The sequence below is a fragment of the Paenibacillus eucommiae genome, from assembly GCF_017874215.1.
Classification (GTDB): domain Bacteria; phylum Bacillota; class Bacilli; order Paenibacillales; family NBRC-103111; genus Paenibacillus_AI; species Paenibacillus_AI eucommiae.
On sequence record NZ_JAGGLB010000049.1, the window covers coordinates 33707 to 60553 of the forward strand.

A 26847-nucleotide genomic window follows, 5' to 3' on the forward strand; every position below is an offset into this window, starting at 1 on the left:
AGCAAGCTACGAAGCTTATTCGATCTTCGTCAAGTTCGTTTATTCCATTCCCATTTCGGCGCCTTCTAAATTAAGGTTCAGCTTGTCGCTGGTAACCTCATCGTCTTCATCCGATTCCTTCATCTCGATCTCTTCTTCAGTGCCTGACAAGATTTTGACATCCATACCCAAGCTTTGAAGCTCCTTGATCAGAACCTTGAAGGATTCCGGCACGCCTGGCTCCGGAACATTCTCGCCTTTGACAATAGATTCGTAAGTTTTCACACGTCCTACGACATCATCCGACTTGACGGTAAGAATTTCCTGAAGTGTATAGGCTGCGCCATAGGCTTCAAGCGCCCAAACTTCCATCTCCCCGAAACGCTGTCCACCGAACTGTGCTTTACCACCCAACGGCTGTTGAGTAACGAGTGAGTAAGGACCGGTAGAACGTGCATGGATTTTGTCGTCAACCATGTGCGCAAGCTTGATCATGTACATGACACCAACGGTAACTTCCCGTTCAAAAGATTCTCCGGAGCGACCATCATAAAGCATAGTCTTGCCGTTACGCTGCATCCCAGCTTCTTCCATAGCATCAAATACGTCATACTCACGCGCGCCATCGAAAACTGGAGTGGCAGTGTGAATACCCAAAAGCTTTGCAGCCATCCCCAAGTGAACTTCCAGCACCTGTCCTATGTTCATCCGGGAAGGTACTCCCAGCGGGTTTAGAACGACTTCTACAGGAGTTCCATCAGGAAGGAACGGCATATCTTCTTCAGGAAGAATACGCGCGATAACCCCTTTATTACCGTGACGTCCGGCCATCTTGTCACCTTCGGAAATTTTCCGTTTTTGGGCAATATAGACACGAACCAATTGATTAACGCCCGGAGGAAGCTCATCGCCGTTCTCACGGGTAAATACTTTAACGTCAACAACGATACCATCTGTTCCGTGAGGAACCCGCAGGGAAGTATCCCGGACTTCACGAGCCTTCTCACCGAAGATAGCATGAAGCAATCTTTCTTCTGCCGTCAATTCGGTAACACCCTTAGGCGTTACTTTACCGACAAGAATGTCTCCGGCGCCAATTTCTGCACCTACGCGAATAATTCCACGCTCATCTAAATTTTTCAGGGCGTCTTCACCAACATTGGGAATATCCCTGGTGATTTCTTCTGGTCCAAGCTTCGTATCGCGAGCTTCAGATTCATATTCTTCAATGTGGATTGAAGTATATACATCTTCTTTCACCAGCTTCTCGCTAAGTAAAATCGCATCCTCGTAGTTGTACCCTTCCCATGTCATAAAGGCAACGACTACGTTGCGGCCTAGAGCCAATTCACCTTGCTCAGTGGAAGGACCATCAGCAAGAATGTCTCCTACTTTAACCTGTTGTCCTTTTTTAATAATAGGACGTTGGTTGATACAAGTACCTTGGTTGGAACGCATAAATTTATGCAGCTTGTGCTTAACAAGATTTCCGTTAACCAATTTGCCATCAACAAGCTCTTGTCTGCGAACCCAAATTTCATTAGCCGAAGCTTTTTCAATAATTCCATCGAATTTGGAGACAATACATACACCCGAGTCCTTCGCAGCTTTATGCTCCATACCAGTACCGACAAGCGGTGCCTTTGGAATCAAAAGAGGAACGGCTTGACGCTGCATGTTCGAACCCATTAGCGCTCTGTTAGAGTCATCATTTTCCAGGAAGGGGATAAGCGCCGTCGCGACGGATACAACCTGCTTGGGAGATACGTCCATGTAATCTACACGTTCGATCGGAAGAATAAGGTTGTCATCCTTGAAACGAACAATTTCCGTATCTTGGACAAACTTTCCTTCTTCAGTAAGCTGGGCGTTCGCCTGTGCGATAACGTAATTATCTTCTTCATCCGCTGTCATATAAGCAATCTGCTCGGTTACAATACCCGACTTCGGATCTACCCAACGATACGGAGCTTCTATGAAACCATACTCATTGATTCTGGCAAAAGTGGAAAGAGAGTTGATCAAACCAATGTTCGGACCCTCTGGCGTTTCAATCGGACACATACGGCCATAGTGAGAGTGATGAACGTCACGGACTTCAAAGCCTGCGCGCTCTCTCGTCAAACCACCTGGTCCCAGTGCTGAGAGACGTCTCTTATGAGTCAGCTCGGCAAGCGGGTTAGTCTGATCCATAAATTGGGACAACTGTGAGCTTCCGAAGAACTCTTTGATCGAAGCGATAACGGGTCTGATATTGATCAAAGCTTGTGGTGTGATCACGTTAGCATCTTGAATGGACATACGCTCACGTACTACACGCTCCATACGGGATAATCCGATACGGAATTGGTTTTGCAGAAGTTCACCAACGGAACGCAATCTACGGTTGCCAAGATGGTCAATATCATCCGTGTTTCCAATGCCATGAAGAAGGTTAATAAAATAATTAATTGAGGAAATAATATCGGCAGGAGTAATATTCTTAATGGCTTTATCAATAACACCATTAGAAATGACTTTAACTACTTTGCCGTCTTCTATTGGAGAATAGACTTCAACGCACTGCACTGGAATTTGCTCTGCTTCAGAAACGCCAGTAATATTGTACTGCCTGAAGCCGACACCCTTTTCCAAGTATGGTAAAACTTCATCCAAAGCACGGCGGTCAAGCACTTGCCCTGCTTCTGCAATAATTTCACCTGTCTCTGGATCTACCAGTGTTTCTGCAAGACGTTGATTAAACAAACGATTCTTAATGTGCAGCTTCTTGTTAATTTTGTAACGACCCACGTTTGCTAGATCATAGCGTTTAGGATCAAAAAAGCGTGCAACAAGAAGACTTCTAGCATTATCTAATGTAGGAGGTTCACCCGGACGAAGACGTTCATAGATTTCAATCAACGCTTTGTCTGTTGAATCCGTATTATCTTTATCTAGCGTATTGCGGATATATTCATCATCACCTAGAAGCTCCAAAATCTCCATATCTGTACCGAAGCCCAAAGCTCTTAACAGCACGGTCACAGGAATCTTCCGGGTACGGTCAATACGTACATAGATGATATCTTTGGCATCGGTCTCTAGTTCAAGCCAAGCCCCACGGTTCGGAATAACCGTCGCGGTGTAAGTTTTTTTGCCGTTTTTATCAACTTTCGTGCTATAATAAACACTGGGTGAGCGAACGAGTTGGGAGACGATAACACGCTCCGCGCCGTTGATAATAAAGGTTCCCGTTTCAGTCATAATTGGGAAATCTCCCATGAACACTTCTTGCTCCTTGACCTCGCCGGTTTCTTTATTAATCAAACGGACCTTCACCCTTAACGGCGCTGCGTAGGTCACGTCACGCTCCTTGGACTCATCGACCGAATATTTAGGCTCACCTAAACTGTAATCGATAAACTCCAATATCAAGTTTCCCGTAAAATCCTGGATCGGTGAGATATCCTGAAACATTTCCCGCAAACCTTCATCCAAAAACCATTGATATGATTTCTGTTGGATTTCGATCAGATTGGGAATGCCCAGCACCTCATTAATTCGTGCATAAGTCCTGCGTTTACGTCGTCCAAATTGAACAAGATGTCCCGCCAACTTTCATTCACCCCTCAACTCTACTCATTAAGTAAAAAATAAAGAAGAAAAACTTCTACCTACCTACACTCAGGACGCCTCCATTTTGGAGCCCGTCCGAACAAGCGACTGTATGGATGGAGGTTTTTCTCTGTTCATCGACAAGACTTTTTCCATATATTTCTTTTCATCATGTTAGAGTTGCCTAAAATTTCAACATTATACGCTGGATGCTAAAATTTTATTCATTTCTCCCTGAAAAAAAGACTTGACATTTTTGTAGACTACATACATGTGTCCCATCTTAATACTGACATTTTTTAATGATACCACATCCAAAATGTCAAGTCAAACATTTCTTTGTTAGCCGTTACGGGCTTTTACTCACCTATCATCTACCTTGCCAGTTGTGCAGCTATCTATCACTTCGTCGCCTTCAAAATCCAGTACCCCTTATCCCTGGATACTTCCTCAACTTCACTGTATAAGGATTCCAGTTTCGCTTTCGCAGAAGGTGCCCCCTGTTTTTTTTGAATAACGACCCATAACGAGCCCCCTTGTGTTAAACACTCATAAGCTTCTGAGAAAATACGATGGACGGTCTCCTTACCTGCCCGAATAGGCGGATTCGTAAGAATGACATCGAACTGGTGGCCCTTCACCTTTTCAAAAAGATCACTCTGCATGACCGATACGTGAAAAACTCCATTTTTCCGAGCATTTTCCGCACATAGTTCTACTGCCCGCTCATTGATATCAATCATTGTTACATGTCCATCCGGACATAATTTAGCTGCCGTAATGCCGATCGGGCCATATCCGCAACCAACATCGAGAACTCGTGCTGATCTATCGAATTTCATCGTCTCAATCAGAAGTTTACTTCCATAATCGACTCCTTTTTTTGAGAAAACACCAGCATCCGTCCCAAACACTAGCTTATATCCCCGAAGCACCTCTTCTGTTTGATGGTGATCATGCTCTACTGTAGGCTGCTTAGTATAATAATGCTCAGACATTTTCGAAACTCTCCTTTCAAAAGAAAACCTCTTGAAGACTAGCTTCAAGAGGTTTGGTTGAAATTAGAATTACTTCACTTCTATAGTTGCGCCAACTTCTGTAAGCTTAGCTTGAATAGCGTCAGCTTCTTCTTTACCAATTTTCTCTTTAATTGCTTTAGGTGCGCTGTCAACAAGATCTTTAGCTTCTTTCAGGCCAAGACCTGTGATTTCGCGAACTGCTTTAATAACGTTGATTTTGGATGCGCCTGCGTTTGTCAGGATAACATCAAATTCAGTTTGCTCTTCAACTTCTGCTGCTGCTGCGCCGCCGCCAACTGCTACTGGAGCTGCTGCAGTTACACCAAATTCTTCTTCAATAGCTTTTACCAGATCGTTCAGTTCAAGAATAGTCATACCTTTTATTGCTTCTAAGATTTGTGCGTTGCTCATAGGTTAAACCTCCATTATTTTCGTAGAATTATTTAAATAAGATTAAGCTTCCGCTCCGCCTTCTTGTTTCTCAGCAACTGCTTTAACAGCAAGTGCAAAGTTACGAACAGGAGCTTGAAGAACGCTAAGCAACATAGAGAGCAAGCCTTCTTTGGAAGGAAGATCTGCTAAGGCTTTAATTTGGTCGTATCCAACAACGCGGCCTTCAACGATTCCAGCTTTAACGTTCAGTTTATCATTTTTCTTAGCGAACTCAGTTAAAATCTTGGCTGGTGCCACGATGTCACCTGAGCTGAATGCGATAGCTGTAGGACCTGTCAGATACTCATCCAAACCGGATAGTTCCGCATTAGCACTCGCTCTTCTGGCCAAGCTATTCTTAAGAACAGTAAACTCGATGCCCGCTTCACGCAAGGTTTTGCGCAGCTGAGTTACTTGAGCTACGTTCAAACCGCGATAATCCGTAATAATTGTGCAGCTGCTGTTTTTCAGCTTTTCTGTAACCACGGATACAGCCTGTTCTTTTTCTGCGATAATTTTCGCGTTTGCCATTTCAGTAACACCTCACTTCTTGAGCATTGTATCTTTCTATTTTACAAACAGCAGACCGGTCAGCATTTCCTATAGACATAAGAAATGCCTTCGTAGACTCTACGAAGGCATGATGTGCTGATTTTCCCTTGTGTAAACAAAGAAATATATCGTTCTATCATAACACCTCGGTAGGAAATTAAGCGGTTAAGCACCTACTGTCTACGGTTTGCATATTCATTTTTAGACTTTAGTCAGATTACCATGTTTGAACCCGAAAGTCAAACGTGCTAATTCTTATCTAAAGGATGTTAAATTCACACGTACGCTAGGTCCCATAGTTGAAGAGATTGCAACACCTTTAAGGTAAACACCTTTAGCTGCTGCAGGCTTCGCTCTAAGAAGAGCATCAATCAATGCACGGAAGTTTTCATTCAACTTAACGGCATCAAACGATACTTTACCCAGTGGAGCATGAATTTGGCCGGCTTTATCCAGACGGTATTCGATTTTACCAGCTTTGATCTCCTGAATGGCTTTAGTTACGTCGAAGGTTACAGTACCAGCTTTCGGGTTAGGCATTAAACCTTTACCCCCGAGAATACGGCCCAGTTTCCCTACTTCGCTCATCATATCTGGAGTGGCTACGCAAACATCGAAGTCGAACCAACCTTGTTGGATTTTGTTGATCATATCCAGATCGCCTACAAAATCGGCCCCGGCTGCTTCTGCTTCTCTGGCTTTGTCGCCTTTAGCAAAAACGAGTACGCGCTTTGTTTTACCAGTACCATGCGGAAGTACAACTACCCCCCGAACAGCTTGGTCTTGTTTTCTTGGGTCTACACCCAGACGAACTGCAACATCTACAGTTTCATCGAATTTAGCTGGAGCTGTTTTCTTTACCAGCTCGATAGCTTCTGACGGATCATATAAGGCTTCAGCGTCAACAAGCTTGGAAACTTCTTCGTACTTCTTACCGTGCTTGGGCATTTCTACTCCTCCTTAGTGGTTTTAACGGATAATCCTCCCACCGAGCGGCATAATTACCGCATTCCTTACGGAATTAATCTTCGATGACGATTCCCATGCTGCGAGCAGTACCTTCAACCATGTGCATTGCACCCTCTACGGTTGCAGCGTTAAGATCGGGCATTTTTTGCTCAGCGATTTCGCGAACTACCGAACGCTTGACAGTTGCGACTTTCTTTTTGTTTGGTTCTCCGGAACCTTTTTCAATACCTGCAGCTACGCGAAGCAGAACTGCTGCCGGAGGCGTTTTGGTGATGAATGTAAAGGAACGATCCTCGAATACGGAGATTTCAACCGGAATAATAAGTCCAGCCTGGTCTGCAGTACGAGCATTAAATTCTTTACAGAAAGCCATGATGTTCACACCTGCTTGACCTAATGCGGGACCGATTGGCGGCGCCGGATTTGCTTTCGCAGCTTGAACCTGAAGCTTTACTACTTTGATTACCTTCTTTGCCATTTTGACACCTCCTTGCAATAGTGTGGTAAGCGGGTCTGGGACCCTCCCACTAACGAAGGTCTATCCCAAGGAATAGACCTGGTAGTGACTTGTCGATAAACCTTCCTTGCCTGCGAAGCTGGCTCACCGCTCGCGAACGAGACGGGAGTTCGTTCCCCAAGGAAAGTCGATACACGCTGTAGCTACAGCTTCTCTACTTGAGTGAAATCAAGCTCCACCGGGGTCTCTCTGCCAAACATATTCACATGTACCTTAAGCTTGCTCTTGTCCACAATAATATCTTCTATCGTTCCGACGAAGTTGGCGAAAGGCCCCACCTTGACGCGCACAGTATCTTTGAGCTCGAAGTCGATTCTCGGCTTCGGTTCCTCCATACCCATGTGCTTCAGGATAGCTTCCACTTCCTCCGGAAGGAGCGCAGTCGGCTTGGAGCCGGAACCCGTAGAACCTACGAAGCCGGTAACTCCAGGAGTATTACGGACGACATACCAGGAATCATCAGTCTGCACCATTTCAACGAGAACATAACCTGGATAAACTTTGCGCATGACGGTTTTTTTCTTGCCGTCCTTGTTTACCAGTTCCTCTTCCATAGGCACGAGCACACGGAAGATCTTGTCCTGCATTTCCATAGATTCAACACGTTTTTCGAGGTTTGCTTTTACTTTGTTCTCATACCCGGAATAGGTATGTACGACGTACCATCTTTTTTCCATTTCCATTTTCTAAGTCACCTATAGTCCTGTTTATTTAAAAACAAGGCGCAGCAGCTCAGTTAGGCCAAGATCAAGTACAAAGAAATACACAGTAACAAAAGTTACTGTACCAATAACGACAAGCGTATAGGTGATCATTTCTTTGCGACTTGGCCACTTCACTTTTTTAAGTTCTGACCAACTGTCGGTGAAGAAAGAAAAAGAGGACCCCAAGCTTTGCCTCATTTTAGCTAAGAAAGCCACAAACTACACCTCCAAAGAACTACCTGGTTTCGCGATGAGCCGTATGTTCATTGCAAAATCTGCAATATTTCTTCAACTCAATACGGTCTGGATTGTTGCGCTTATTTTTAGTGGATGCATAGTTTCTTTGTTTGCAACTTGTGCACGCAAGTGTAATGATAACCCGCATGTTGTACACCTCCTACTACAGACACTTTCTGATTACAGCCCTTTTTGCGCATCAGAAAGAAAGCGACTTTGAGGGCTACCTGCAATACTGTATCACAACTGAAATAGAGTGTCAAGAAAGAAGTAGCTTCAAGTGATGCTTCAAGAAGAAGTATCTTCATTATGCACTTGGACAGCAGTGATTAAACCTTATAAAACAAAAAACACCCTCGAACAACGAAGGTGCCGCTATAAATCTCTCACTTCTAAATATCGCTCAAGCTTGCGCTTTACACGCTGCAGCGCATTATCGATAGACTTCACATGTCTGTCCAAATCTACGGCAATTTCTTGATAAGATCTGCCATCCAAATAGAGCATCAACACTCTGCGTTCCAGCTCACTCAAAATTTCCCCCATTTTATCTTCAAGACCGCTAAATTCTTCTTGATTGATAATCAATTCTTCGGGGTCGGTAACCCTTGATCCGCAAATGACGTCCAATAAGGTGCGATCGGAATCTTCATCGTAGATGGGCTTGTCTAAGGAAACATAGGAATTGAGAGGAATGTGCTTCTGACGGGTGGCTGTCTTGATTGCAGTAATAATCTGCCTGGTGATACATAGTTCAGCAAACGCTTTAAAGGATGCAAGCTTGTCTCCACGAAAGTCACGAATTGATTTGTACAAGCCTATCATACCTTCTTGCACTATGTCTTCCCTGTCGGCGCCTATTAAGAAATAAGATCGAGCCTTGGCACGAACGAAGTTCTTATATTTGTTAATTAGGTATTCCAATGCTTCACTACTGCCTACTCGGACTGCCTCGACTATGTCTTCGTCTGTCTTGAGGTCATAATCTTGCATTCTCAGTTCTTTGAGGTCGACACTCACCAACAATCCCTCCGGCCTGCAGGACTACCCAGATTCTCTTAAAAGATAGGATAAGTATACATGATGTAATCTAACATCGTCAACGGGGAGGCGCTCCCTTTATAGTCCCGAAAGTCTATTATTTACCTCTTCTCCACTTTTCCAGGGCATCTTTGACGTCATTTTTCAGATTACTGTCAAAAGAATTACGCTTGGAAGCAGGTTCCTGACGTATTTTGGCGCGCATTTCCCTGCGGCTTTGCTCAATCTTGGTCAACAGCTCGCCTGATGGCAGCCTTAGCGCCCCTTTGCCGAAAATAACATGCTGCTCCATCATATCCGAGGTAGCTACATATATCTGCTTCCGTCTTCCGACCAGTTTGGTGACCAGGCTTTCAATCAGCTCATCTGCCGTTTCCTTCTCTTTGGTATAAAGAATCCGCAGCTTGCTCTGCACATATTTTTTTCCCAAGCCCGGAACCCGGTAGGCATCGAAGACAAGATATACTTTCATTCCCGAAAAAGCTTGGTATTCCGCCAGCATATGAATCAGCTTATCACGTGCTTCCTCTAACTCTGTGTCTTTCAGTTTCTGCAGCTGCGGCCAAGCCCCAATTATGTTATATCCGTCTACGATTAGATACTCTTCCATAGCTCTTAGCTCATACTGCGCTGTCTTACCACTTCATACATCAAGACGCCGGCCGCCACCGAGGCGTTCAAAGAATTAATGTGCCCAGCCATAGGAAGCTTCACAAGAAAGTCGCATTTCTCTTTGATTAACCGCCCTACGCCCTTCCCTTCGTTTCCGATCACAAGGGCAAGCGGCAGCTTGAATGTGGCTTTATACACATCCTGAGTCGCCGAAACGTCCGTTCCTGCCACCCAAACCCCTGCTTCCTTCAACAGGTCGATCGTTTGGGCGATATTCGTTACACGGGCTACAGGCACATATTCTACAGCTCCAGCCGACGTTTTGGACACCGTTGCCGTTAAGCCAACCGATCTCCTTTTGGGAATAATTACACCATGTACGCCTGTGCAATCTGCTGTTCTAAGAATCGAACCCAGATTATGAGGGTCTTCGATTTCATCCAAAATCAAAATAAAAGGCTCTTCACCAAGTTCCTTGGCTTTGGCTAAAATATCTTCAATCTCCACGTATTCATAAGCAGCAACTTGAGCAACTACACCTTGATGCTGAATGCCTTCAGCCATTTGATCAAGCTTGCGCTTGTCTGTGAACTGCACAATAATGCCGTTGTTTTTGGCTTCAGCCACAATCGGTCCGGCAAATTGCTTCTGGGCGCCCTCGGCAATCCAAATTTTATTAATCGTCCTGCCCGCACGCAGCGCTTCAAGAACGGAATGCTTACCACCGATGTAATCCTCCATTAGATTCCCTCCTTCATCGAAACGTTATTTGCTATTTCCCCGCATCTGCTTTAGAAGCCATTACGAAATCCAACAGCTCTTTTAGCCTCGCATATGACTGCGTATAATATAAATATCCAACCAGACATTCAAATGCCGTACTGTGACGATATTCAAGCACCTCTGCATTTTTGGCCGTAGAACCTGACTTAGCGTTACGGCCCCTTTTAACGACATCCTTCTCTTCCTGCGTAAGCAGAGGCATTAATGTTTCCAGCAGCTTGGCCTGCGCTTTAGCTGAGACATATTTCGTCGCCGTTTGATGCAGGTGATTGGGACGGTGATTCGTTTGGGAAATGACATACTGCCTAATATATACTTCGAAAATAGCGTCCCCTATATACGCAAGCACAAGTGGATTTAATAAATGGGGCGCCTTGGACGGTGGAAAATGAAACAAATTCAACTCATCAGCCCATTCACTCATTTGCGCCGCCAGCGAATGCCTTGAGGCGTATCCTCAAGAAAAATCCCCTTCTCCGTCAGCAAATCCCTGATTTCGTCTGCACGCGCCCAATTCTTCGATTTCCTTGCTTCCGTACGCTCAACAATAAGCTGATCGATCTCTGCATCAAGAAGCTCAGCAGCTGCTTCACTTAAAATGCCAAAGATCGCATCAAAGCTATGCAGTTGATCCAGGAGAAGCTGTAATCCCTGAAGGCTAACACGGTCCTGCTGCAGGTAAAGATTCGCTTCGGCAACGAGGTCAAATATCGCTGTTATAGCATCCGGTGTATTGAAATCATCATTCATTTTTTCTTCAAAATTGCTAGCAATCTCTTTAACCCGCTCGGCCAGTCCTTCAGGAATTATGCCTTCTTGGGCAACGGCCATACGATGCTTAAGATTATCAACGGAGTTCTGAATACGCTCGAGTCCATTAGCAGCCTGAAGCAAGCTATCATCACTATAGTTTAACGGATTGCGGTAATGACCAGTCAGCATAAAAAAGCGGAACACCTCAGGACGGACCTGCTTCACTATATCGCGAATCAGGACACCATTGCCAAGTGATTTGGACATTTTCTCATTATCAATGTTCACAAATGCGTTATGCATCCAATAATTGGCCATAGGACGGCCTGTGATCACTTCCGTCTGGGCGATTTCGCACTCATGATGCGGAAAAGTCAAATCATGTCCGCCTCCGTGGATATCAATCGATTCGCCCAAATATTTGAGAACCATTGCTGAGCATTCAATATGCCAGCCAGGACGGCCTTGTCCCCATGGACTATCCCAATATATTTCACCCGGCTTAGCAGCCTTCCACAGCACGAAATCCTGCGGACTCTCTTTGCGTTCGTCCACATCAATGCGAATTCCATACTGCAGTTCATCCAGCTTCTGGTGGGAAAGCTTGCCGTATTCTGCAAACTTTGAAGTCCGATAAAACACATCGCCACCACTCTCGTAAGCGAAGCCCTTCTCCAAAATCGATGAGATGAAAACGATAATCTCATCGATGTTTTCGGTCACTCTCGGATTCAGACTAGCATCCCTGACCCGCAGCGCCGCGATATCCTCTTTGAAGGCCTGAATGAACATCTCAGCTAGCTGAGGCACTGTCATATCAAGCTCTTCAGCTTTACGGATCATTTTATCGTCCACATCTGTGAAATTAACCACATAGTTCACGTCAAAACCTTGTGTTTCCAAATATCTGCGCACTACGTCAAAGAAAATAACCGGTCTGCCGTTGCCAATATGAATATAATTATAGACAGTTGGCCCGCAAACATACATCTTCACTTTCCCTGGTTCTAAAGGAATGAACTCTTCTTTTTGTCTGGACAAGGTATTGTATATCTTGAGCGTCATGCTCTTTTCACCCTCCGTTCTTTCGTTTCTCTGCTTCAAGCTCCGTCTTCAGCGAATCGATCTGCTGCTGCAGATCTCGGCATAGCTCAATAATCGGATCAGGCACATTCGCATGATCCAGCCGGTTCACCCGCACGCCATCACGCTTCACGATTCTGCCTTTAGGACCTACCACGGTAGTATTGGCAGGCACTTCCTCCAACACAACAGCATTTGCACCAATACGGGAATTATCCCCTACACGGAAGGATCCTAATATTTTGGCTCCAGAGGATATTACCACATTATTGCCGATTGTAGGATGTCGTTTCCCCTTTTCTTTTCCTGTACCCCCTAAGGTAACACCTTGATAGAGAATTACGTCATCGCCAATTTCACATGTTTCCCCAATAACAACCCCCATACCATGGTCGATAAACAACCGCTTTCCAATTACCGCGCCAGGATGCACTTCGATGCCTGTCATAAAGCGGCTCGTCTGTGAGATAATTCTGGCAATCGTATGCAAGCCATGCCGATACAGCCAATGGGCCAGCCGGTGCCCCCATATAGCATGCAGACCTGAATAGGTAAAAATCACCTCAAACCAATTACGCGCAGCAGGATCATTATCGAACACGGCGGTTATATCAGATCTGAACGTTTTCCACATACACTCACCTTCTTATGAATGCCAATGCATCCTTATGTGCTAAGGGTAGACGGCTTCGCAATCCTACTTAAGAATGAACCCCTGTTTGTCCTGATAATCAAAAAAGCCCCCACAGCCCGAAGGCTGCAGAGGCGTTGTAACGCGGTTCCACTCTGCTTGGTGACTTTGAAGTCTCCCAACTCATCGCCCTGTAACGTGGACGTCCCCGGCTGAACCTACCCCGCGCTTTCACACGGATCGGTTCAGCGGCTCCCAGGTGCATTTCCAGTTAAGGGGAATGGATAACTTTCACCCAAAGCTTCCGCTTTGATTATCCTCTCTGTGAATCCCTGCTTATCTGTACTTTCCTGATCATTGCTTTTCCTGCCTTTTAGTATAGCTAAAATAATGTCCGTTTACAATAATTTCTGCAGCCGGGACACAACTTTTTCTTTGCCTAGCAAATACAGCGACATATTCAGATCCGGTCCATGCACCTGTCCAGTCAATCCGGCGCGTATAGACATGAATAATGGCTTGCCTTTGTACCCAGTTTCCTTCTGCACCTGCTTCAGCAGAGCCGGCATTGCTTCTGGTGTAAACTGCTCAGCTTGCTCCACTTGCGCAAGAAAGCTTTTGAGCACCACAGGTACATGCTCCTCAGCGAGAGCAGCTGTTGCCTCTTCATCCAGTACTAGCTCCTCTTTGAAGAAAATAGCGGACAATTCGACGATTTCTGCAGCAAAACGCATTCTGTCCTGATTCAGTCCAACTAAAGCAGCTACCCAGTCCAACGTTTCCTGGTCCGGCTCAGCTGCGATGTAGCCTGCTTTTTGCAAATGGGGCAGGGACAGCTCCACCACTTGAGACAAAGGCGCTTTTTTGAGGTAATGATTGTTCATCCAATTTAGCTTGTCCATATCGAAAACAGCGGGACTTTTCGAAACACGGTCCAGATCGAACTGGGCAATCAGCTCCTCCTTGGTAAAGAACTCCTCTTCACCTTTTGGAGACCAACCCAGCAAGGCTATGAAATTTACGACCGCTTCCGGCAAATAGCCCAAATCTTTATATTGTGCAATAAACTGGATGATGGACTCATCACGCTTACTCATCTTTTTACGATCCGTGTTAAGAATCAGAGCCAAATGGGCAAATTCGGGGACAGACAAGCCCAGCGCCTCATACATCATGATTTGTCTTGGTGTATTGGATAGATGCTCCTCGCCGCGAATGACCAAAGAAATCTTCATCATGTAATCGTCAATGATAACAGCAAAATTATAAGTGGGAATCCCATCGGGACGGGCAATAATAAAATCGCCAATACCATCTGACTCAAATTCAACATGTCCACGCACTTTATCTTCAAAAGCAACGATCTTCTGCGCTGGTACACGGAACCGTATAGAAGGCTTACGTCCTTCAGCTTGAAACGCTGCCACTTGCTCAGCAGTCAAAGAGCGGCATTTGCCTGAATAGCCAGCAGCCAGTTCGCCGCGGCTCTCCTGTTCAGCACGTTCCTGCTCCAAATCCTCTTCCGAACAAAAACAGGGGTACGCGTTGCCTTCCCGCACTAATTGATCAATGTAAGGCTGGTATAAATCAAGCCGTTCCATTTGCCGGTAAGGACCATAAGGCCCTCCAATATCTACACTTTCATCCCAATCCAGACCCAGCCATTTCAGCCCGTCGAGCTGGTTGCCAATCCCAGACTCCAAATGTCTGGTTTGATCCGTATCTTCAAAACGAACAATAAATGCGCCGCCGCTGCGGCGGGCCGCCAAATAATCGAAAAGTGCTGTACGCGCTCCCCCAATATGAAGATGCCCCGTTGGGCTAGGTGCGTAGCGCACCCTTAGTTGACTAGTCATAACGCACCCCTTTTTTTAAATATAATACCAGCAATCATAGCATATCTTTAAATAAACAAACAACAGATTGAGCCGCGATACCTTCTCCTCTGCCGGTAAAACCAAGCCATTCAGTCGTCGTCGCTTTGACATTGATCTGCTCTGGTGCAGCTTCAAGAGCTTCGGCAATGATAGCTACCATGGCAGGTATATAAGGAGCCATCTTAGGCAGCTGAGCGATGATTGTACTGTCCGCATTGCCCAGGCGATAGCCTCTCTCCTTGGCAAGCTGCCAGACTTGCTTAAGCAGCACCAAACTATCTGCATCCTTGTACTCTGCAGCTGTGTCCGGAAAATGTTTGCCGATATCGCCAAGACCGAGCGCTCCCAAAATAGCGTCACTAATCGCATGCAGCAGCACATCGGCGTCAGAATGCCCCAAAAGTCCTTTCTCGTATGGAATATGTACGCCCCCGATAATACAACTTCGTCCTTCAGCTAATTGATGAACATCAAAGCCTTGCCCGACTCTAATCATGATGATTTCTCTCCCCTTACATTCTTTGCAATCCATTCGCCCCAAGGTAAATCCTCCGGGGTTGTAATTTTAATGTTGTAATAATCTCCCTCGACCACATGAACAGGCACTCCCATTCGTTCTACCAGCATAGCATCATCCGTACCAACAAACCCGTCCACATTCGCCCTTTCATGCGCTTCAAGCAAAAGGGAAAAGCGAAAAGCCTGCGGCGTTTGGATTGCCCACAAGCTCCTTCGGTCTGGCGTAGACTGAATCTGCCCTGCTTCATCAACTATTTTAATTGTATCCTTAACAGGCACGGCCAGCACAGCCGCTTCCTCCTGCATGGCTTTGTGCCAGCAGGAGAGCACCTGCTCAGGAGCCACGAACGGTCTTACCCCGTCATGTACCAATACCCATTCTGTCTCGCCCGAGAGGGCGCCCAGCCCCTTATACACCGAATCCTGCCGTTCCTTTCCACCAGCCAGCACATGCTTGACCTTAGTGAACGCATATTCGGTTATATATTGACTGCAACGCTCCAAATCGGCTTCTCCTACTACAAGTACGATACTGCCGATTTGCTGTATGTTTTGAAATAATTGCAAGGTATGTACGAGTATTGGCCGTCCACCAAGCTGCATGTATTGCTTACTCTCTTCTGACCGCATACGCGAGCCTTTACCCGCGGCTACGATGATCACGCCTAGCTTCCCCATGTTTTCCCCACCTGTTATCTGCTTGCTGCCTGCACAGCTCCTCTCCTTATCATACTGGTTTTACTGCGCTTTTTCCAATAGTTTCGGTTTAGCGAAGATCATCCGCCCTGCAGAGGTTTGCAGCACACTGGTTACCATAACCTCCAGCAGCATGCCTATAAAGTCACGGCCGCCTTCAACCACAATCATCGTACCATCATCCAGGTAAGCAACACCTTGTCCATGCTCCTTGCCATCCTTGATGACCTGCACGAGAATCTCTTCACCGGGCAAAACAACAGGTTTTACAGCATTCGCCAGGTCGTTAATGTTAAGCACGGATACACCTTGAAGCTCACATACCTTATTCAGGTTAAAATCATTTGTAATTACTTTTCCCTGCAGCACCTTCGCGAGCCGGACCAGCTTGCTGTCCACTTCCGAAATGTCCTCGAAATCACCTTCGTAGATCAAAACCTTTACCTCAAGCTCTTTTTGAATCTTATTGAGTATATCCAGTCCTCTTCTGCCTCTGTTGCGCTTCAGCAGATCTGAAGAATCCGCAATATGCTGCAGCTCCTCCAGCACAAATTCCGGAATTACCAGCGTGCCCTCGATAAAGCCCGTTTTACAAATATCCGCAATACGGCCGTCAATAATGACGCTGGTATCAAGAATTTTATGCTCCTCATAAGGTCTTGGACCTGGTTTGTCCGCCCCTTGCGAACGGCTCTTCATAATAATTTGAGCTAACTCGTCCTTTTTTACATAACCAATCCGAAATCCCATAACTCCCAATACAGAAGAAACGATAACAGGAAGCACCGCACCGATCCAAATCGCTTTTTCCAAAACGGGAAATAAAAGTACGGAAATAAATAACCCCACAACCAGTCCGAAAGTCCCCGCCAGCAAATCCGCCGCCGGGATGCTCGCTATGTTCCGCTCCCCTTTCAGAAGCAGCTTCATTCCATACCCCGCTATAGCAGCCGCAATTAAACACATGATGCATGCGCCCAGAGCAGCCATCCATAACGTTTGCCCACTCCACTCACTCCACTGATATCCTAATACTCCACCCATGATTGCAAAAATGACCTGAACCCATTTTCTCATCATAGATTCACCTCCAATTCAACAAAGTTAACGTTCTATTACAATTATGTTCCAATTTCCTATTCGTTAATCATTAAAATTGAAATATTGAAAGGCTTCCTATATAATAAAAATGGAAATTACAAACACACGAGGTGGATGGAATGGACTCCCTGACTTTAAAGCAGTTTCAGGATCAAGTATCAGAATTGTTACTCCGTCACCGCAGCTTACTTGATGTTTTATCGAAATTCCAGCAATCGAACGCCGCTGTCAATCGTTCCGTTATTAAATCTATAACAGAGTGCGGATGTATTGAAGTCATAGCTGGCAAGCAGGCTTATCACCCTGAGATGACGATGCAGGAAGCGAAGGATACGCTGGGCACGCATGTGAACGGTCAATTATGTGAGAATTGCAGGGAAGCAGTTGGCACGGAACTGGGCAGAAACCTGTTTTATATGTCGGCTTTAGGCAACATTCTTGATGTCGATCTGGAGCAGGTCGTTGAGGAAGAATCGAAGAAATGTTCTACGCTTGGTTTTTTTAACATGTCTTAATCAGGGCTGAGGTAAACGGTTTTATGTTCTTTAGGAATTGATAGCGTTTACTTGGTAATATTAGTGAAAAGTATGGAGCATCGACTTTCTGATATTGCCATATGGCAGCAACAAAAAAGCATTTATTTTTCTGAGAACTCAGAGAAAATAAATGCTTTTTATTTTCCTTGCTTAATATTATCCGTCTAACCATTGGGCTTAGATTCAAGAAATTTCTCTACTTTCTTAACCTTATTACGTCTGCGAAAGCGAATGAAGATCCCATCAACGTTTTTTTTTAAGCCATAGAGGGCGTAGAGTAATAAGGGTACGAAAATCATCTTGGAAATGGACTCTGGCCACTTAATCGCGATGATAACCGCCGCTGCGACTATAAAAGGAGTAATCCAAATAGCTGCCTTGGGAATTCCCGCTTTTTTGAAATTCGGATATTTAACTGTGCTTACCATCAAATAAGATAAGAGAACCGTGCTAATGACTAACACATACGAATTGATTTCGCCGTGAAACAAGGCTAGTGTGCAGAGAATACCTCCGGCAGCTGGAATCGGCAGTCCGATGAAATAGCCGGGAGTACCCGCAACTACGTTAAATCTTGCAAGCCGAAGAGCTCCGCATATCGGGAAAATGGCTGTTACAATCCATGCAAATCCAGGACTTAACAGTGTGGGATCATTAAAAGCTACTACATACATAATAAAAGCGGGGGCAACCCCGAAAGAAATAACATCCGATAAGGAATCAAGCTCTTTACCGAACTCACTTTGCACATTCAATGCTCTCGCCACTCTGCCATCCAGGCCGTCTAAAAGCATGGCCACAATGACCAGCACCGCAGCACGTTCAGGTTCATTATTGAAAACAAGAATAATCGAAAGTATGCCTAAAAAAAGGTTCCCTACCGTAAAAAGGCTGGGAAGTGACTTTGTTATCATAAGTTTTATCCACCTCTGGTTTACTATACCCCAAATGCTACTGGTCGCATACGGAATAGTGATCCTTTACTGATTGTATGCAATTTAGATATGCCTGTCAATGAACATTTGGTCTTGAATGCGCTTGAGGCCTTCTTTTATCGCCCTTGCCCTAACTTCTCCAATGCCGTCAACTTCATCCAAATCTTCAATTGTTGCCTTAGTCATATGAGGTAAGTACTGGAATTTTTCGATCAAGTTATTAATAATAATGGAGGGAAGTCTTGGAATTTTGTTGAGTACTCTAAAGCCTCTTGGAGATACGATTTCCTCTAGCACGGCATTTGAATTCGAATATCCAAGCAGTCTTACGATATGTTGCGGCTCCAGTAGTTCATCCGAGGAAAGCCGCTTAAATCCAAGAAGCGCTTCTCTCACTTTATCATCCGTCAACTCACGCACATAATCTTTGATGAGCAATCGTGCTTCCAGCTCTGCATTGCCTACAAGCTCTTCCAGCTGCATCCGAATTAACCGGCCTTCATTGCCTAATTCATTGATATAACGATTGATTTCCGTCTTGATTCTAAGCACCATCTCCACGCGTGATATAACATTTGTTACATCGTGAAGGGTCACTAGCTCCTCAAATTCAGAAGCCCCAAGATTAGTCAGTGATTGATCCAATACTACCTTGTATCTTTCGAGCGTCTGGATCGCCTGATTCGCTTTAGTCAGGATTACTCCTATATCCTTCAGAGAGTAGCGTAAACTGCCCTGGTACAATGTAATTACATTTCTGCGTTGTGATATGGACACGACCAGTTTGGATGTTTGCCGGGCTACTCGCTCTGCGGTCCGATGGCGAATCCCGGTCTCTGTAGATGATATGGAAGAATCGGGAATAAGCTGGGTGTTCGCGTAAAGAATTTTTTTGATATCTTCACTGAGGATAATGGCTCCATCCATTTTGGCTAACTCATACAAATAATTGGGCGAGAAATCACAATCGATGGAGAAACCGCCGTCCACGATCTCCATCACCTCGGGGCTGCATCCAACAACAATTAATCCTCCTGTTTTGGCACGCAGCACATTTTCCAGCCCATCGCGAAAAGGAGTCCCGGGAGCTACCATTTGCAGCAGTTGGCTCATCACATCGCGTTTGCTATCTTCTTTACTCATCATGTTCCTCCTGGAGCTATACTAATTAAGTTTGATATGTCCTATTCTTATTCTTCTAATTACCCAATGCTGCTGCCAATGCTTCTGATACTGTGTTAACCCCTATAATTTCCATGCCAGATGGCGGAGTCCATCCCTTGAGGCTTTTTTCCGGCATGATCACTCTACGGAAACCAAGCTTTTCTGCTTCTTTCACTCTCTGATCAACACGGGAAACACCGCGTACTTCTCCTGTTAAGCCGATCTCCCCAAAAACAACATCGTACGGTCTTGTAGGCTGATCCTTGAAGCTGGATGCAATACATATTGCTATTGCCAAATCTACAGCAGGCTCATCAAGCTTGACGCCACCCGCCACGTTCAGATAAGCATCCTGATTTTGCAGAAAGAGGCCCATTCTTTTCTCCAGAACCGCAATGATTAATGATAAACGATTATGATCAACACCAGTAGCCATTCTTCTTGGAGAGGGGAAATTTGTAGAAGAAACCAATGCTTGAATTTCTACCAGGACTGGCCTTGTTCCCTCCATGCTGGCTACAACCGTAGATCCGGCAACACCCAGTGGCCTCTCAGATAAAAACAATTCCGAAGGGTTGCTGACTTCAACGAGCCCTGATTCCTGCATTTCAAAAATTCCGATTTCATTCGTCGAACCGAAGCGATTTTTCACCGCCCTCAGTAACCGGTAAGAATGATGTCTCTCGCCTTCAAAGTAAAGAACGCAATCTACCATGTGCTCAAGCAGCCGCGGCCCTGCAATAGCCCCTTCCTTCGTTACATGGCCTACAAGCACTATTGCGATGCCTTGCCCTTTAGCTATTCTCATAAAGTGCCCTGTACATTCTCTAACTTGCGCAACAGTACCAGGAGCCGAAGCAATAGACGGATGATATACCGTTTGGATGGAATCTATGACCATGAAATCCGGCTTTAAGTCCTCAATAGCTTCGGCAATCAAGTCAAGGTTCGTCTCACATAGTACATAGAGCAGATCAGAGAACGCATTCAAGCGATCAGCCCGGAGCTTTGTTTGTTTGATGGATTCCTCACCCGAGATATAAAGAACTTTCTGCCCAACCTGGGTTAGTGCGAAAGAGGTCTGCAGCAGCAGCGTGGATTTCCCAATTCCCGGATCGCCCCCTACCAATATCAGAGATCCGGGGACAATACCGCCGCCCAGAACCCGATTAAGCTCCTTATTGTTCGTTAAGACCCTTGGTTCAGGGCTACTTTCTATTTGTATGATAGGAGTCGGTTTTTCTTTCGTCCGGACGACGGAAGAATTCATTCCTTGCGTCCTGACCACCGTTTCCACTTCTTCCACCATCGTATTCCAGGATTGGCAGCCTGGACATTTCCCCATCCATTTGGGTGTCTCATATCCACATTCCTGACAGCAATATTTGGTTTTCTGTTTACTCATTAACGTATGACTCCTCTTAACCGACCGCATATTAAGTCCAGGATCGATTAATCAAAGTTTACCATTTTTACTAAGCCCGGGAAACCCCTAGCCCATGAATATTAGATATCCCCTAAGATATATCTAATATTCATGGGCAGATGAAATCAGTCCATTCATAAAAGAAAAGAAATAGAGGCAAGATGCGTCTCCCTTGCGGGAAGCTGCATTTTGCCTCATATCATCATATTTATTATTGATTTGATTATTTATTTAACGTAATGCCTTCGCCGCGAAGAACTGTCAATTCACCATCAACTTCATCAATTGTTAATGAATCTCCTTTGGAAATCGTTCCTTTTAGCAATTCTTCTGACAGGCGGTCCTCGATATGCTTTTGAATCGCTCTGCGCAAAGGTCTTGCCCCATAAGTTGGGTCAAACCCTTCCTTAGCAAGGAATTTCTTCGCCTTATCTGTAAGCGTAAAATCAACCTCTTGCTCTTTCAAACGCTTGCGGAGCTCTTCTGCCATTAAAGTAACAATACGGGCGATATGCTCCTCGTCCAAGGAATGGAACACGATGATCTCATCAATACGGTTAAGGAACTCAGGACGGAAGCTTTTCTTCAGCTCTGTCATAACTTTATCCTTCATATTGGTGTAATCCCGGCCTGCATCCTGAGTAGCTGTAAAGCCAAGTGAAGAATTTTTCTTAATAGCTTCAGCACCCACGTTAGAGGTCATAATAATCAGGGTATTGCGGAAATCAACAACACGTCCCTTGGAATCGGTCAAACGGCCATCCTCAAGAACTTGAAGTAAAATATTAAATACCTCTGGATGCGCTTTTTCAATTTCATCAAGAAGCACAACCGAATAAGGCTTGCGTCTCACTTTTTCCGTTAACTGTCCGCCCTCTTCATATCCTACATATCCTGGAGGCGCCCCAACCAATCTGGAAGTGGAATGCTTCTCCATATACTCGGACATATCAATGCGAACTACCGCATTCTCATCACCAAACAGCGATTCGGCAAGAGCACGGGCCAACTCTGTTTTACCAACCCCGGTAGGTCCCAGGAAAACAAAGGAGCCCATCGGACGTTTCGGATCTTTAAGTCCTGCACGCGCGCGGCGGATAGCACGGCTAACTGCTTTAACGGCTTCTTCCTGACCAATAACACGTTCATGAAGAATTTCTTCCATCTTGAGCAGGCGTTCCGTTTCTTCCTCGGCAAGCTTGCTGACAGGTATTCCCGTCCAACTAGCCACGATCTGAGCGATATCCTCAGGAGTAACTTCAGTATCCAAGCGGCCCTGTTTTTCTTTCCATTCATTCTTGGTCAGATCGAGCTCCTCGCGAAGCTTTTGTTCCGTGTCACGCAAACCTGCAGCCTTTTCGAATTCCTGGCTTTGTACAGCTGCATCTTTCTCCTTGCGGATATCTTCCAGCTTGCTTTCCATTTGCTTCATGCTTGGCGGAGTCGTATATGAACGAAGCCTTACTTTCGAGCTGGCTTCATCAATTAAATCGATCGCTTTATCTGGCAAGAAACGGTCCGGAATGTAGCGGTCTGATAATTTAACAGCTTCTACAATCGCCTCATCCGTAATTTTTACCCGGTGATGTGCCTCATAACGATCTCTTAAGCCATGCAAAATTTGTATAGCTTCCTCAGGAGATGGAGGATCAACGGTGATAGGCTGGAAGCGTCTTTCAAGCGCTGCATCCTTTTCAATATACTTGCGGTATTCATCAAGCGTAGTAGCACCTATGCACTGCAGCTCGCCTCTGGCCAAAGCAGGTTTTAAGATGTTGGAAGCATCGATCGCTCCCTCAGCACCGCCTGCTCCAATCAAGGTATGAAGCTCATCAATGAACAGCACGATGTTGCCCGCTTGACGAATTTCGTCCATGATTTTTTTGAGACGGTCCTCGAATTCGCCGCGATATTTAGTACCTGCCACGACTGAACCCATATCGAGGGTCATTACTCTTTTATCCTTCAACGTTTCCGGGATTTCGTTATTAATGATTTTCTGAGCCAAGCCTTCAGCAATCGCCGTTTTACCTACACCCGGCTCTCCGATCAGGACTGGATTGTTTTTCGTTCTACGGCTTAACACCTGAATAACACGTTCTATTTCTTTACTCCGTCCGATAACCGGATCGAGGTGACCTTCCTTCGCATACGCAGTAAGATCCCGTGCCAAGCCATCCAGAGTCGGTGTATTTACGTTTGGATTGCTGCCATGATTCGGAGATACCGATTCACTGCTGCCTAGAAGCTGCAGAACTTGTTGACGAGCCTTGTTCAGGCTGACACCAAGATTATTTAATACTCTTGCTGCTACGCCCTCACCTTCACGAATAAGTCCAAGCAAGATATGTTCAGTTCCAACATACGTATGGCCCAGCTTTCTTGCTTCATCCATAGACAGCTCGATAACTTTTTTAGCTCTTGGTGTATAGGCAATGTTCGTTGGCTGCTCCTGTCCTCTTCCAATCAAGGATTCAACTTCGTCTTGAATTTTCTCAAGTCCCAATCCAAGAGCTACAAGCGCCTTTGCGGCAATGCCTTCACCCTCGCGAATAAGCCCAAGTAAAATATGTTCAGTACCAATATTATTGTGACCTAAACGGACAGCCTCCTCTTGAGCAAGAGAAAGAACCTTCTGAGCACGTTCCGTAAATCTTCCAAACATCATAAAAAAACACCTCCAAAAATTAATAAGTATATAAGAAATCCTTACGGATGAATCAACCATATAAACAAAAATTTCTAAAATAAACTTTAAACTAATCTAATGAAATCTAAACTAATCTAAATAATCAAGATCTTTACAATCATGGCCAAACTTTTCGCGGATCATCTGCGCCCTTCGTACATCACGGTTTTCTGCAGATAGCTTCTCTCCAGCATATTGCTGAAGAAATCCGGGTTGGGTCATGACAAGAAGCTCATTCAGTACTTGCGAGGACAAGTTCTTAATAATACCCAAATCAATGCCAAGTCTAACATCTGAGAGCCGCTGTGCAGCTTCTTTTGAATCCATAATACCGGCAAAGGAAAGAATACCTAAAGATCTGTTCACCCGGTCTACAATCCGCATCTTGGATTCCAGCATCAGCTTCTGCCGCGCAGCTCTTTCATGCTCAATAATTTGTCTGGCCACACTGTGCAGATTGTCGATGATTTCTTCCTCGGATTGCCCTAATGTAATTTGATTAGATATTTGAAAAATATTTCCCAATGCTTCGCTGCCTTCCCCATATAGCCCTCTGACTGTAAGCCCTACTTGGGTAACTGCCGATAAAATACGGTTAATTTGCTGTGACAACACCAAGGCAGGCAAATGCATCATGACAGAAGCCCTGATTCCCGTACCGACGTTAGTTGGACAGCTTGTTAAGTAGCCCCTCTTCTCATCATACCCATAATCGAGATGGCTTTCAAAAATATCATCAATTTGATTAGCCAGATCCCAAACTTCCTTGATTTGAAATCCGGGGCATAAGCATTGTATTCGAAGATGATCCTCTTCGTTTATCATAATGCTAACCGATTCATTATCACTTAAAATGACGGCCCCGTTTCTCGATTCATTAGCTAAATTGGGACTGATCAAATGTTTTTCAACGAGCACCATCTTTTCAAGCTCGGAAAGCTCAGAAAGCTGGATCAGCGTAAAGCGGCTGATGGTTTCCAAATCGTCATTGTCAAGGACTTGCGATACTTGATTCAGTATTTCCTTGGACTGCGGATTGGTCGCCAGCATTGGATAAGGGTAGCCTTTAAGGTTTCTGGCAATGCGGACCCGGCTGCTGATAACAATATCCGATTCCGGCCCCTCTCCCTTCATCCAGTCGCTCAAAGCATCACCGGTAAAGCGATGTAACGTCATGAACAACATCCTCCTTAGAGTTTCGCTTTAGCAAAAATTCGAAAGCGTAAGCCAACCCTAATTTCCGGCTATCTTCTTTTCGATTTCGCGAATTTCATCCCGGATTTTAGCCGCCTGTTCGAACTCCTCGAGTTCAATATGGGTCATCATTTCTTTCTTTAAACTCTCTATTTCACGCTTGTGCTTAATGATTCCGCCCGTCCGCTTTGGAACTTTTCCTACATGAACTGTAGTTCCATGCACTCTTTTGAGCAGGGGATCCAGCCTGTCTGTGAAGCTCTTGTAGCAAGTGCCGCAGCCGAAACGCCCAAGCTTACTGAATTGTGCATACGTCAGACCGCAATCTTCACAACGAATCTCTTGTGCTTTAGCAGCCATAGTGCCGGTCGAAGAAGGTTCAAAATCAAGCAATCCGGACAAAAGATTATGAATTGAAAAACCATTAGGAGTACCTGGAATCATTTCTCCTTTTTCACGGGCGCAAGCCTCACAAATATGGAATTCATTCTTTTCTCCGTTGACGATTTTGGTAAAATGAAGGGTCGCAGGACGCTTACCGCATTCCTGGCATATCATGATAACTCCTCCCTTATTTGCTGAGCAGTGAGATCAGCATGGCTTTCAAAATTTTGGCCCGTATCTCATCGCGAAGTGGGAGCTTAAAGCTTAACACATCCCGGGATATAGCCGCCTTGATAAGATTAGCTTCTCTTGTCGAGATAAAATGACCTTCCTGCAGCTGATAAATAAGCCCTTCCGATGTCACCTGGTCAATATGGGAATGGATCGTTTGAAAAATAAGATCCAATATAGACCCATGTGATCTAAGCTCGATTCTTTGAATACGAATATACCCGCCACCACCACGCTTGCTCTCTACAATATAACCCTTCTCCAGCGTAAATCTTGTGCTGATGACATAATTGATTTGAGATGGAACGCACTGGAACTGATCGGCTAACTCGTTTCGCTGAATTTCAATTGCTCCTTCCGGACTTTGCTGCAGAACCTGCTTCAGGTACTGTTCAATAATTTCGGAAACATTACGCATCAATTCATCCTCCTGAAAGGCTAGAAGTAAATTGACTTTGACTTTCTTTGACCTTAACTAAATTATAATCATTTTAATCGCATTTGACAAGTGCTGTATGAAACCCCGTGCAAAAAAGTTCGATTCCCCATTCTTACTTATATTGTTGACTGTCCCCCTTTATTTATTCTGCCCCCACAAGAAAAACCTGAGCTATGCTTAAGCAAGCAGAGACCAGGCTTTCGAATTCTTGAATTTTCTATAAAATTCGTTCTCAAATGGAAAGCCAGCAAAGTTTTTCTCTTGATTGGAGGAGAAAATCCTGACGCAACTACGCTTTGAAGAAGACACTACCTGCTTTAGCGATGTTTTTCATCGTTAAAATCACGAGTCATCTCCAAATACTTACTTTAACGATGAAAAACATCATTAAAATCTCTTTTATCTACCCAGATGGGCCATCCGGCCTCTTTTAGCGATGAAAATCGTCGTTAACGTGATGGATTGACCTGGAACGCATCATTTAACGATCAAAAAGATCGTTAAATGATGCATACACCAATACAGCACAAAAAGCCTCCTTGAGTTATCTCAAGAAGGCTTTTCAAAATCCAATGGAATGTTATTCCCTGAAAACTAGCAGCGAAACGAACGATTGCGATTGAAACCCGGCATACCATCTGCATGGCAGCCTTGGTCTTACATTGTGTGGTTAAGCCCTCGACCGATTAGTATTCGTCAGCTGCATGCATTGCTGCACTTCCACCTCGAACCTATCAACCTCGTCGTCTA

General features: G+C 45.0%; 27 protein-coding genes, 1 rRNA gene and 1 other annotated feature. Of the genes, 1 reads left to right on the forward strand and 27 read right to left on the reverse strand.

Annotated elements, in window-relative coordinates; all coding sequences use genetic code 11:
• Positions 1 to 39: 39 nt before the first annotated feature.
• The 19 genes from rpoB to J2Z66_RS39010 all read right to left on the reverse strand — a co-directional run bounded on the left by rpoB (position 40) and on the right by J2Z66_RS39010 (position 17078).
• Entirely contained in the window at positions 40 to 3573 is a 3534-nt protein-coding gene (gene rpoB / locus J2Z66_RS38920; RefSeq protein ID WP_209978871.1) for a DNA-directed RNA polymerase subunit beta, read from the reverse strand.
• Between the two features lie 401 nt (positions 3574 to 3974).
• Complete coding sequence (locus J2Z66_RS38925) at positions 3975 to 4571, reverse strand: class I SAM-dependent methyltransferase (protein ID WP_209978873.1); 597 nt, start codon at positions 4569 to 4571, stop codon at positions 3975 to 3977.
• A gap of 69 nt (positions 4572 to 4640) precedes the next feature.
• Positions 4641 to 5003, reverse strand: coding sequence for a 50S ribosomal protein L7/L12 (rplL, locus tag J2Z66_RS38930; protein WP_209978875.1), 363 nt, complete (start codon positions 5001 to 5003; stop codon positions 4641 to 4643).
• A gap of 42 nt (positions 5004 to 5045) precedes the next feature.
• Positions 5046 to 5555, reverse strand: a complete 510-nt coding sequence (gene rplJ / locus J2Z66_RS38935; protein WP_209978877.1) for a 50S ribosomal protein L10 — start codon at positions 5553 to 5555, stop codon at positions 5046 to 5048.
• A 71-nt stretch (positions 5556 to 5626) separates the two neighbouring features.
• Positions 5627 to 5780: a sequence feature (ribosomal protein L10 leader region), on the reverse strand.
• Between the two features lie 51 nt (positions 5781 to 5831).
• Complete coding sequence (rplA, locus tag J2Z66_RS38940) at positions 5832 to 6524, reverse strand: 50S ribosomal protein L1 (RefSeq protein ID WP_209978879.1); 693 nt, start codon at positions 6522 to 6524, stop codon at positions 5832 to 5834.
• 73 nt (positions 6525 to 6597) lie between these two features.
• The gene (gene rplK, locus J2Z66_RS38945) at positions 6598 to 7023 is read right to left on the reverse strand and encodes a 50S ribosomal protein L11 (protein WP_209978882.1); all 426 of its coding nucleotides are present in this window, start codon (positions 7021 to 7023) and stop codon (positions 6598 to 6600) included.
• 182 nt (positions 7024 to 7205) lie between these two features.
• Positions 7206 to 7739 carry a transcription termination/antitermination protein NusG gene (gene nusG / locus J2Z66_RS38950; protein WP_209978932.1) on the reverse strand — a complete coding sequence of 178 codons (534 nt, stop codon included), beginning with the start codon at positions 7737 to 7739 and terminating at the stop codon, positions 7206 to 7208.
• Between the two features lie 30 nt (positions 7740 to 7769).
• Positions 7770 to 7982, reverse strand: a complete 213-nt coding sequence (secE, locus tag J2Z66_RS38955) for a preprotein translocase subunit SecE (RefSeq protein WP_209978884.1) — start codon at positions 7980 to 7982, stop codon at positions 7770 to 7772.
• A gap of 19 nt (positions 7983 to 8001) precedes the next feature.
• Positions 8002 to 8151, reverse strand: coding sequence for a 50S ribosomal protein L33 (rpmG, locus tag J2Z66_RS38960; RefSeq protein ID WP_209978887.1), 150 nt, complete (start codon positions 8149 to 8151; stop codon positions 8002 to 8004).
• A gap of 227 nt (positions 8152 to 8378) precedes the next feature.
• Positions 8379 to 9023, reverse strand: coding sequence for an RNA polymerase sporulation sigma factor SigH (gene sigH, locus J2Z66_RS38965; RefSeq protein ID WP_209978889.1), 645 nt, complete (start codon positions 9021 to 9023; stop codon positions 8379 to 8381).
• Positions 9024 to 9141: 118 nt separating this feature from the next.
• Complete coding sequence (locus J2Z66_RS38970; protein WP_209978892.1) at positions 9142 to 9654, reverse strand: NYN domain-containing protein; 513 nt, start codon at positions 9652 to 9654, stop codon at positions 9142 to 9144.
• Between the two features lie 5 nt (positions 9655 to 9659).
• Positions 9660 to 10397, reverse strand: a complete 738-nt coding sequence (gene rlmB, locus J2Z66_RS38975) for a 23S rRNA (guanosine(2251)-2'-O)-methyltransferase RlmB (RefSeq protein WP_209978894.1) — start codon at positions 10395 to 10397, stop codon at positions 9660 to 9662.
• 31 nt (positions 10398 to 10428) lie between these two features.
• Positions 10429 to 10863, reverse strand: coding sequence for a Mini-ribonuclease 3 (locus J2Z66_RS38980; RefSeq protein ID WP_209978896.1), 435 nt, complete (start codon positions 10861 to 10863; stop codon positions 10429 to 10431).
• Entirely contained in the window at positions 10860 to 12257 is a 1398-nt protein-coding gene (gene cysS / locus J2Z66_RS38985) for a cysteine--tRNA ligase (RefSeq protein ID WP_209978898.1), read from the reverse strand. The genes J2Z66_RS38980 and cysS overlap by 4 nt, the downstream gene beginning before the upstream one ends.
• A gap of 7 nt (positions 12258 to 12264) precedes the next feature.
• The gene (gene cysE / locus J2Z66_RS38990; RefSeq protein WP_209978901.1) at positions 12265 to 12909 is read right to left on the reverse strand and encodes a serine O-acetyltransferase; all 645 of its coding nucleotides are present in this window, start codon (positions 12907 to 12909) and stop codon (positions 12265 to 12267) included.
• A gap of 395 nt (positions 12910 to 13304) precedes the next feature.
• Positions 13305 to 14762: a glutamate--tRNA ligase gene (gene gltX / locus J2Z66_RS38995; protein WP_209978904.1), complete on the reverse strand. Its 1458-nt coding sequence runs from the start codon at positions 14760 to 14762 to the stop codon at positions 13305 to 13307.
• 34 nt (positions 14763 to 14796) lie between these two features.
• Positions 14797 to 15279 carry a 2-C-methyl-D-erythritol 2,4-cyclodiphosphate synthase gene (gene ispF / locus J2Z66_RS39000; protein ID WP_209978906.1) on the reverse strand — a complete coding sequence of 161 codons (483 nt, stop codon included), beginning with the start codon at positions 15277 to 15279 and terminating at the stop codon, positions 14797 to 14799.
• Entirely contained in the window at positions 15276 to 15980 is a 705-nt protein-coding gene (ispD, locus tag J2Z66_RS39005) for a 2-C-methyl-D-erythritol 4-phosphate cytidylyltransferase (protein WP_209978908.1), read from the reverse strand. Before ispD ends, ispF begins: the two co-directional genes overlap by 4 nt.
• Before the next feature lie 60 nt (positions 15981 to 16040).
• The gene (locus J2Z66_RS39010) at positions 16041 to 17078 is read right to left on the reverse strand and encodes a PIN/TRAM domain-containing protein (RefSeq protein ID WP_209978910.1); all 1038 of its coding nucleotides are present in this window, start codon (positions 17076 to 17078) and stop codon (positions 16041 to 16043) included.
• Positions 17079 to 17218: 140 nt separating this feature from the next.
• On the opposite strand from J2Z66_RS39010, the gene J2Z66_RS39015 reads away from it, so the two are divergent.
• The gene (locus tag J2Z66_RS39015; RefSeq protein ID WP_209978911.1) at positions 17219 to 17614 is read left to right on the forward strand and encodes a nucleoside triphosphate pyrophosphohydrolase family protein; all 396 of its coding nucleotides are present in this window, start codon (positions 17219 to 17221) and stop codon (positions 17612 to 17614) included.
• A 185-nt stretch (positions 17615 to 17799) separates the two neighbouring features.
• Here J2Z66_RS39015 and pssA read toward each other — a convergent pair whose 3' ends face one another.
• The 8 genes from pssA to J2Z66_RS39055 form a co-directional block, all read right to left on the reverse strand.
• On the reverse strand, positions 17800 to 18549 hold the full coding sequence (gene pssA / locus J2Z66_RS39020) for a CDP-diacylglycerol--serine O-phosphatidyltransferase (RefSeq protein WP_209978913.1): 750 nt from the start codon (positions 18547 to 18549) through the stop codon (positions 17800 to 17802).
• Positions 18550 to 18633: 84 nt separating this feature from the next.
• The gene (gene disA / locus J2Z66_RS39025) at positions 18634 to 19713 is read right to left on the reverse strand and encodes a DNA integrity scanning diadenylate cyclase DisA (protein ID WP_209978915.1); all 1080 of its coding nucleotides are present in this window, start codon (positions 19711 to 19713) and stop codon (positions 18634 to 18636) included.
• A 55-nt stretch (positions 19714 to 19768) separates the two neighbouring features.
• Positions 19769 to 21139 carry a DNA repair protein RadA gene (gene radA, locus J2Z66_RS39030; RefSeq protein ID WP_209978918.1) on the reverse strand — a complete coding sequence of 457 codons (1371 nt, stop codon included), beginning with the start codon at positions 21137 to 21139 and terminating at the stop codon, positions 19769 to 19771.
• Positions 21140 to 21383: 244 nt separating this feature from the next.
• Positions 21384 to 23828, reverse strand: a complete 2445-nt coding sequence (clpC, locus tag J2Z66_RS39035) for an ATP-dependent protease ATP-binding subunit ClpC (protein ID WP_209978920.1) — start codon at positions 23826 to 23828, stop codon at positions 21384 to 21386.
• A 111-nt stretch (positions 23829 to 23939) separates the two neighbouring features.
• The gene (gene mcsB / locus J2Z66_RS39040) at positions 23940 to 25025 is read right to left on the reverse strand and encodes a protein-arginine kinase McsB (protein ID WP_209978922.1); all 1086 of its coding nucleotides are present in this window, start codon (positions 25023 to 25025) and stop codon (positions 23940 to 23942) included.
• Positions 25026 to 25082: 57 nt separating this feature from the next.
• Positions 25083 to 25601, reverse strand: a complete 519-nt coding sequence (mcsA, locus tag J2Z66_RS39045) for a protein-arginine kinase activator protein McsA (protein ID WP_209978924.1) — start codon at positions 25599 to 25601, stop codon at positions 25083 to 25085.
• Between the two features lie 13 nt (positions 25602 to 25614).
• Positions 25615 to 26076 carry a CtsR family transcriptional regulator gene (locus J2Z66_RS39050; protein WP_209978925.1) on the reverse strand — a complete coding sequence of 154 codons (462 nt, stop codon included), beginning with the start codon at positions 26074 to 26076 and terminating at the stop codon, positions 25615 to 25617.
• 687 nt (positions 26077 to 26763) lie between these two features.
• A 23S ribosomal RNA gene (locus tag J2Z66_RS39055) occupies positions 26764 to 26847 on the reverse strand; the annotation flags it as partial.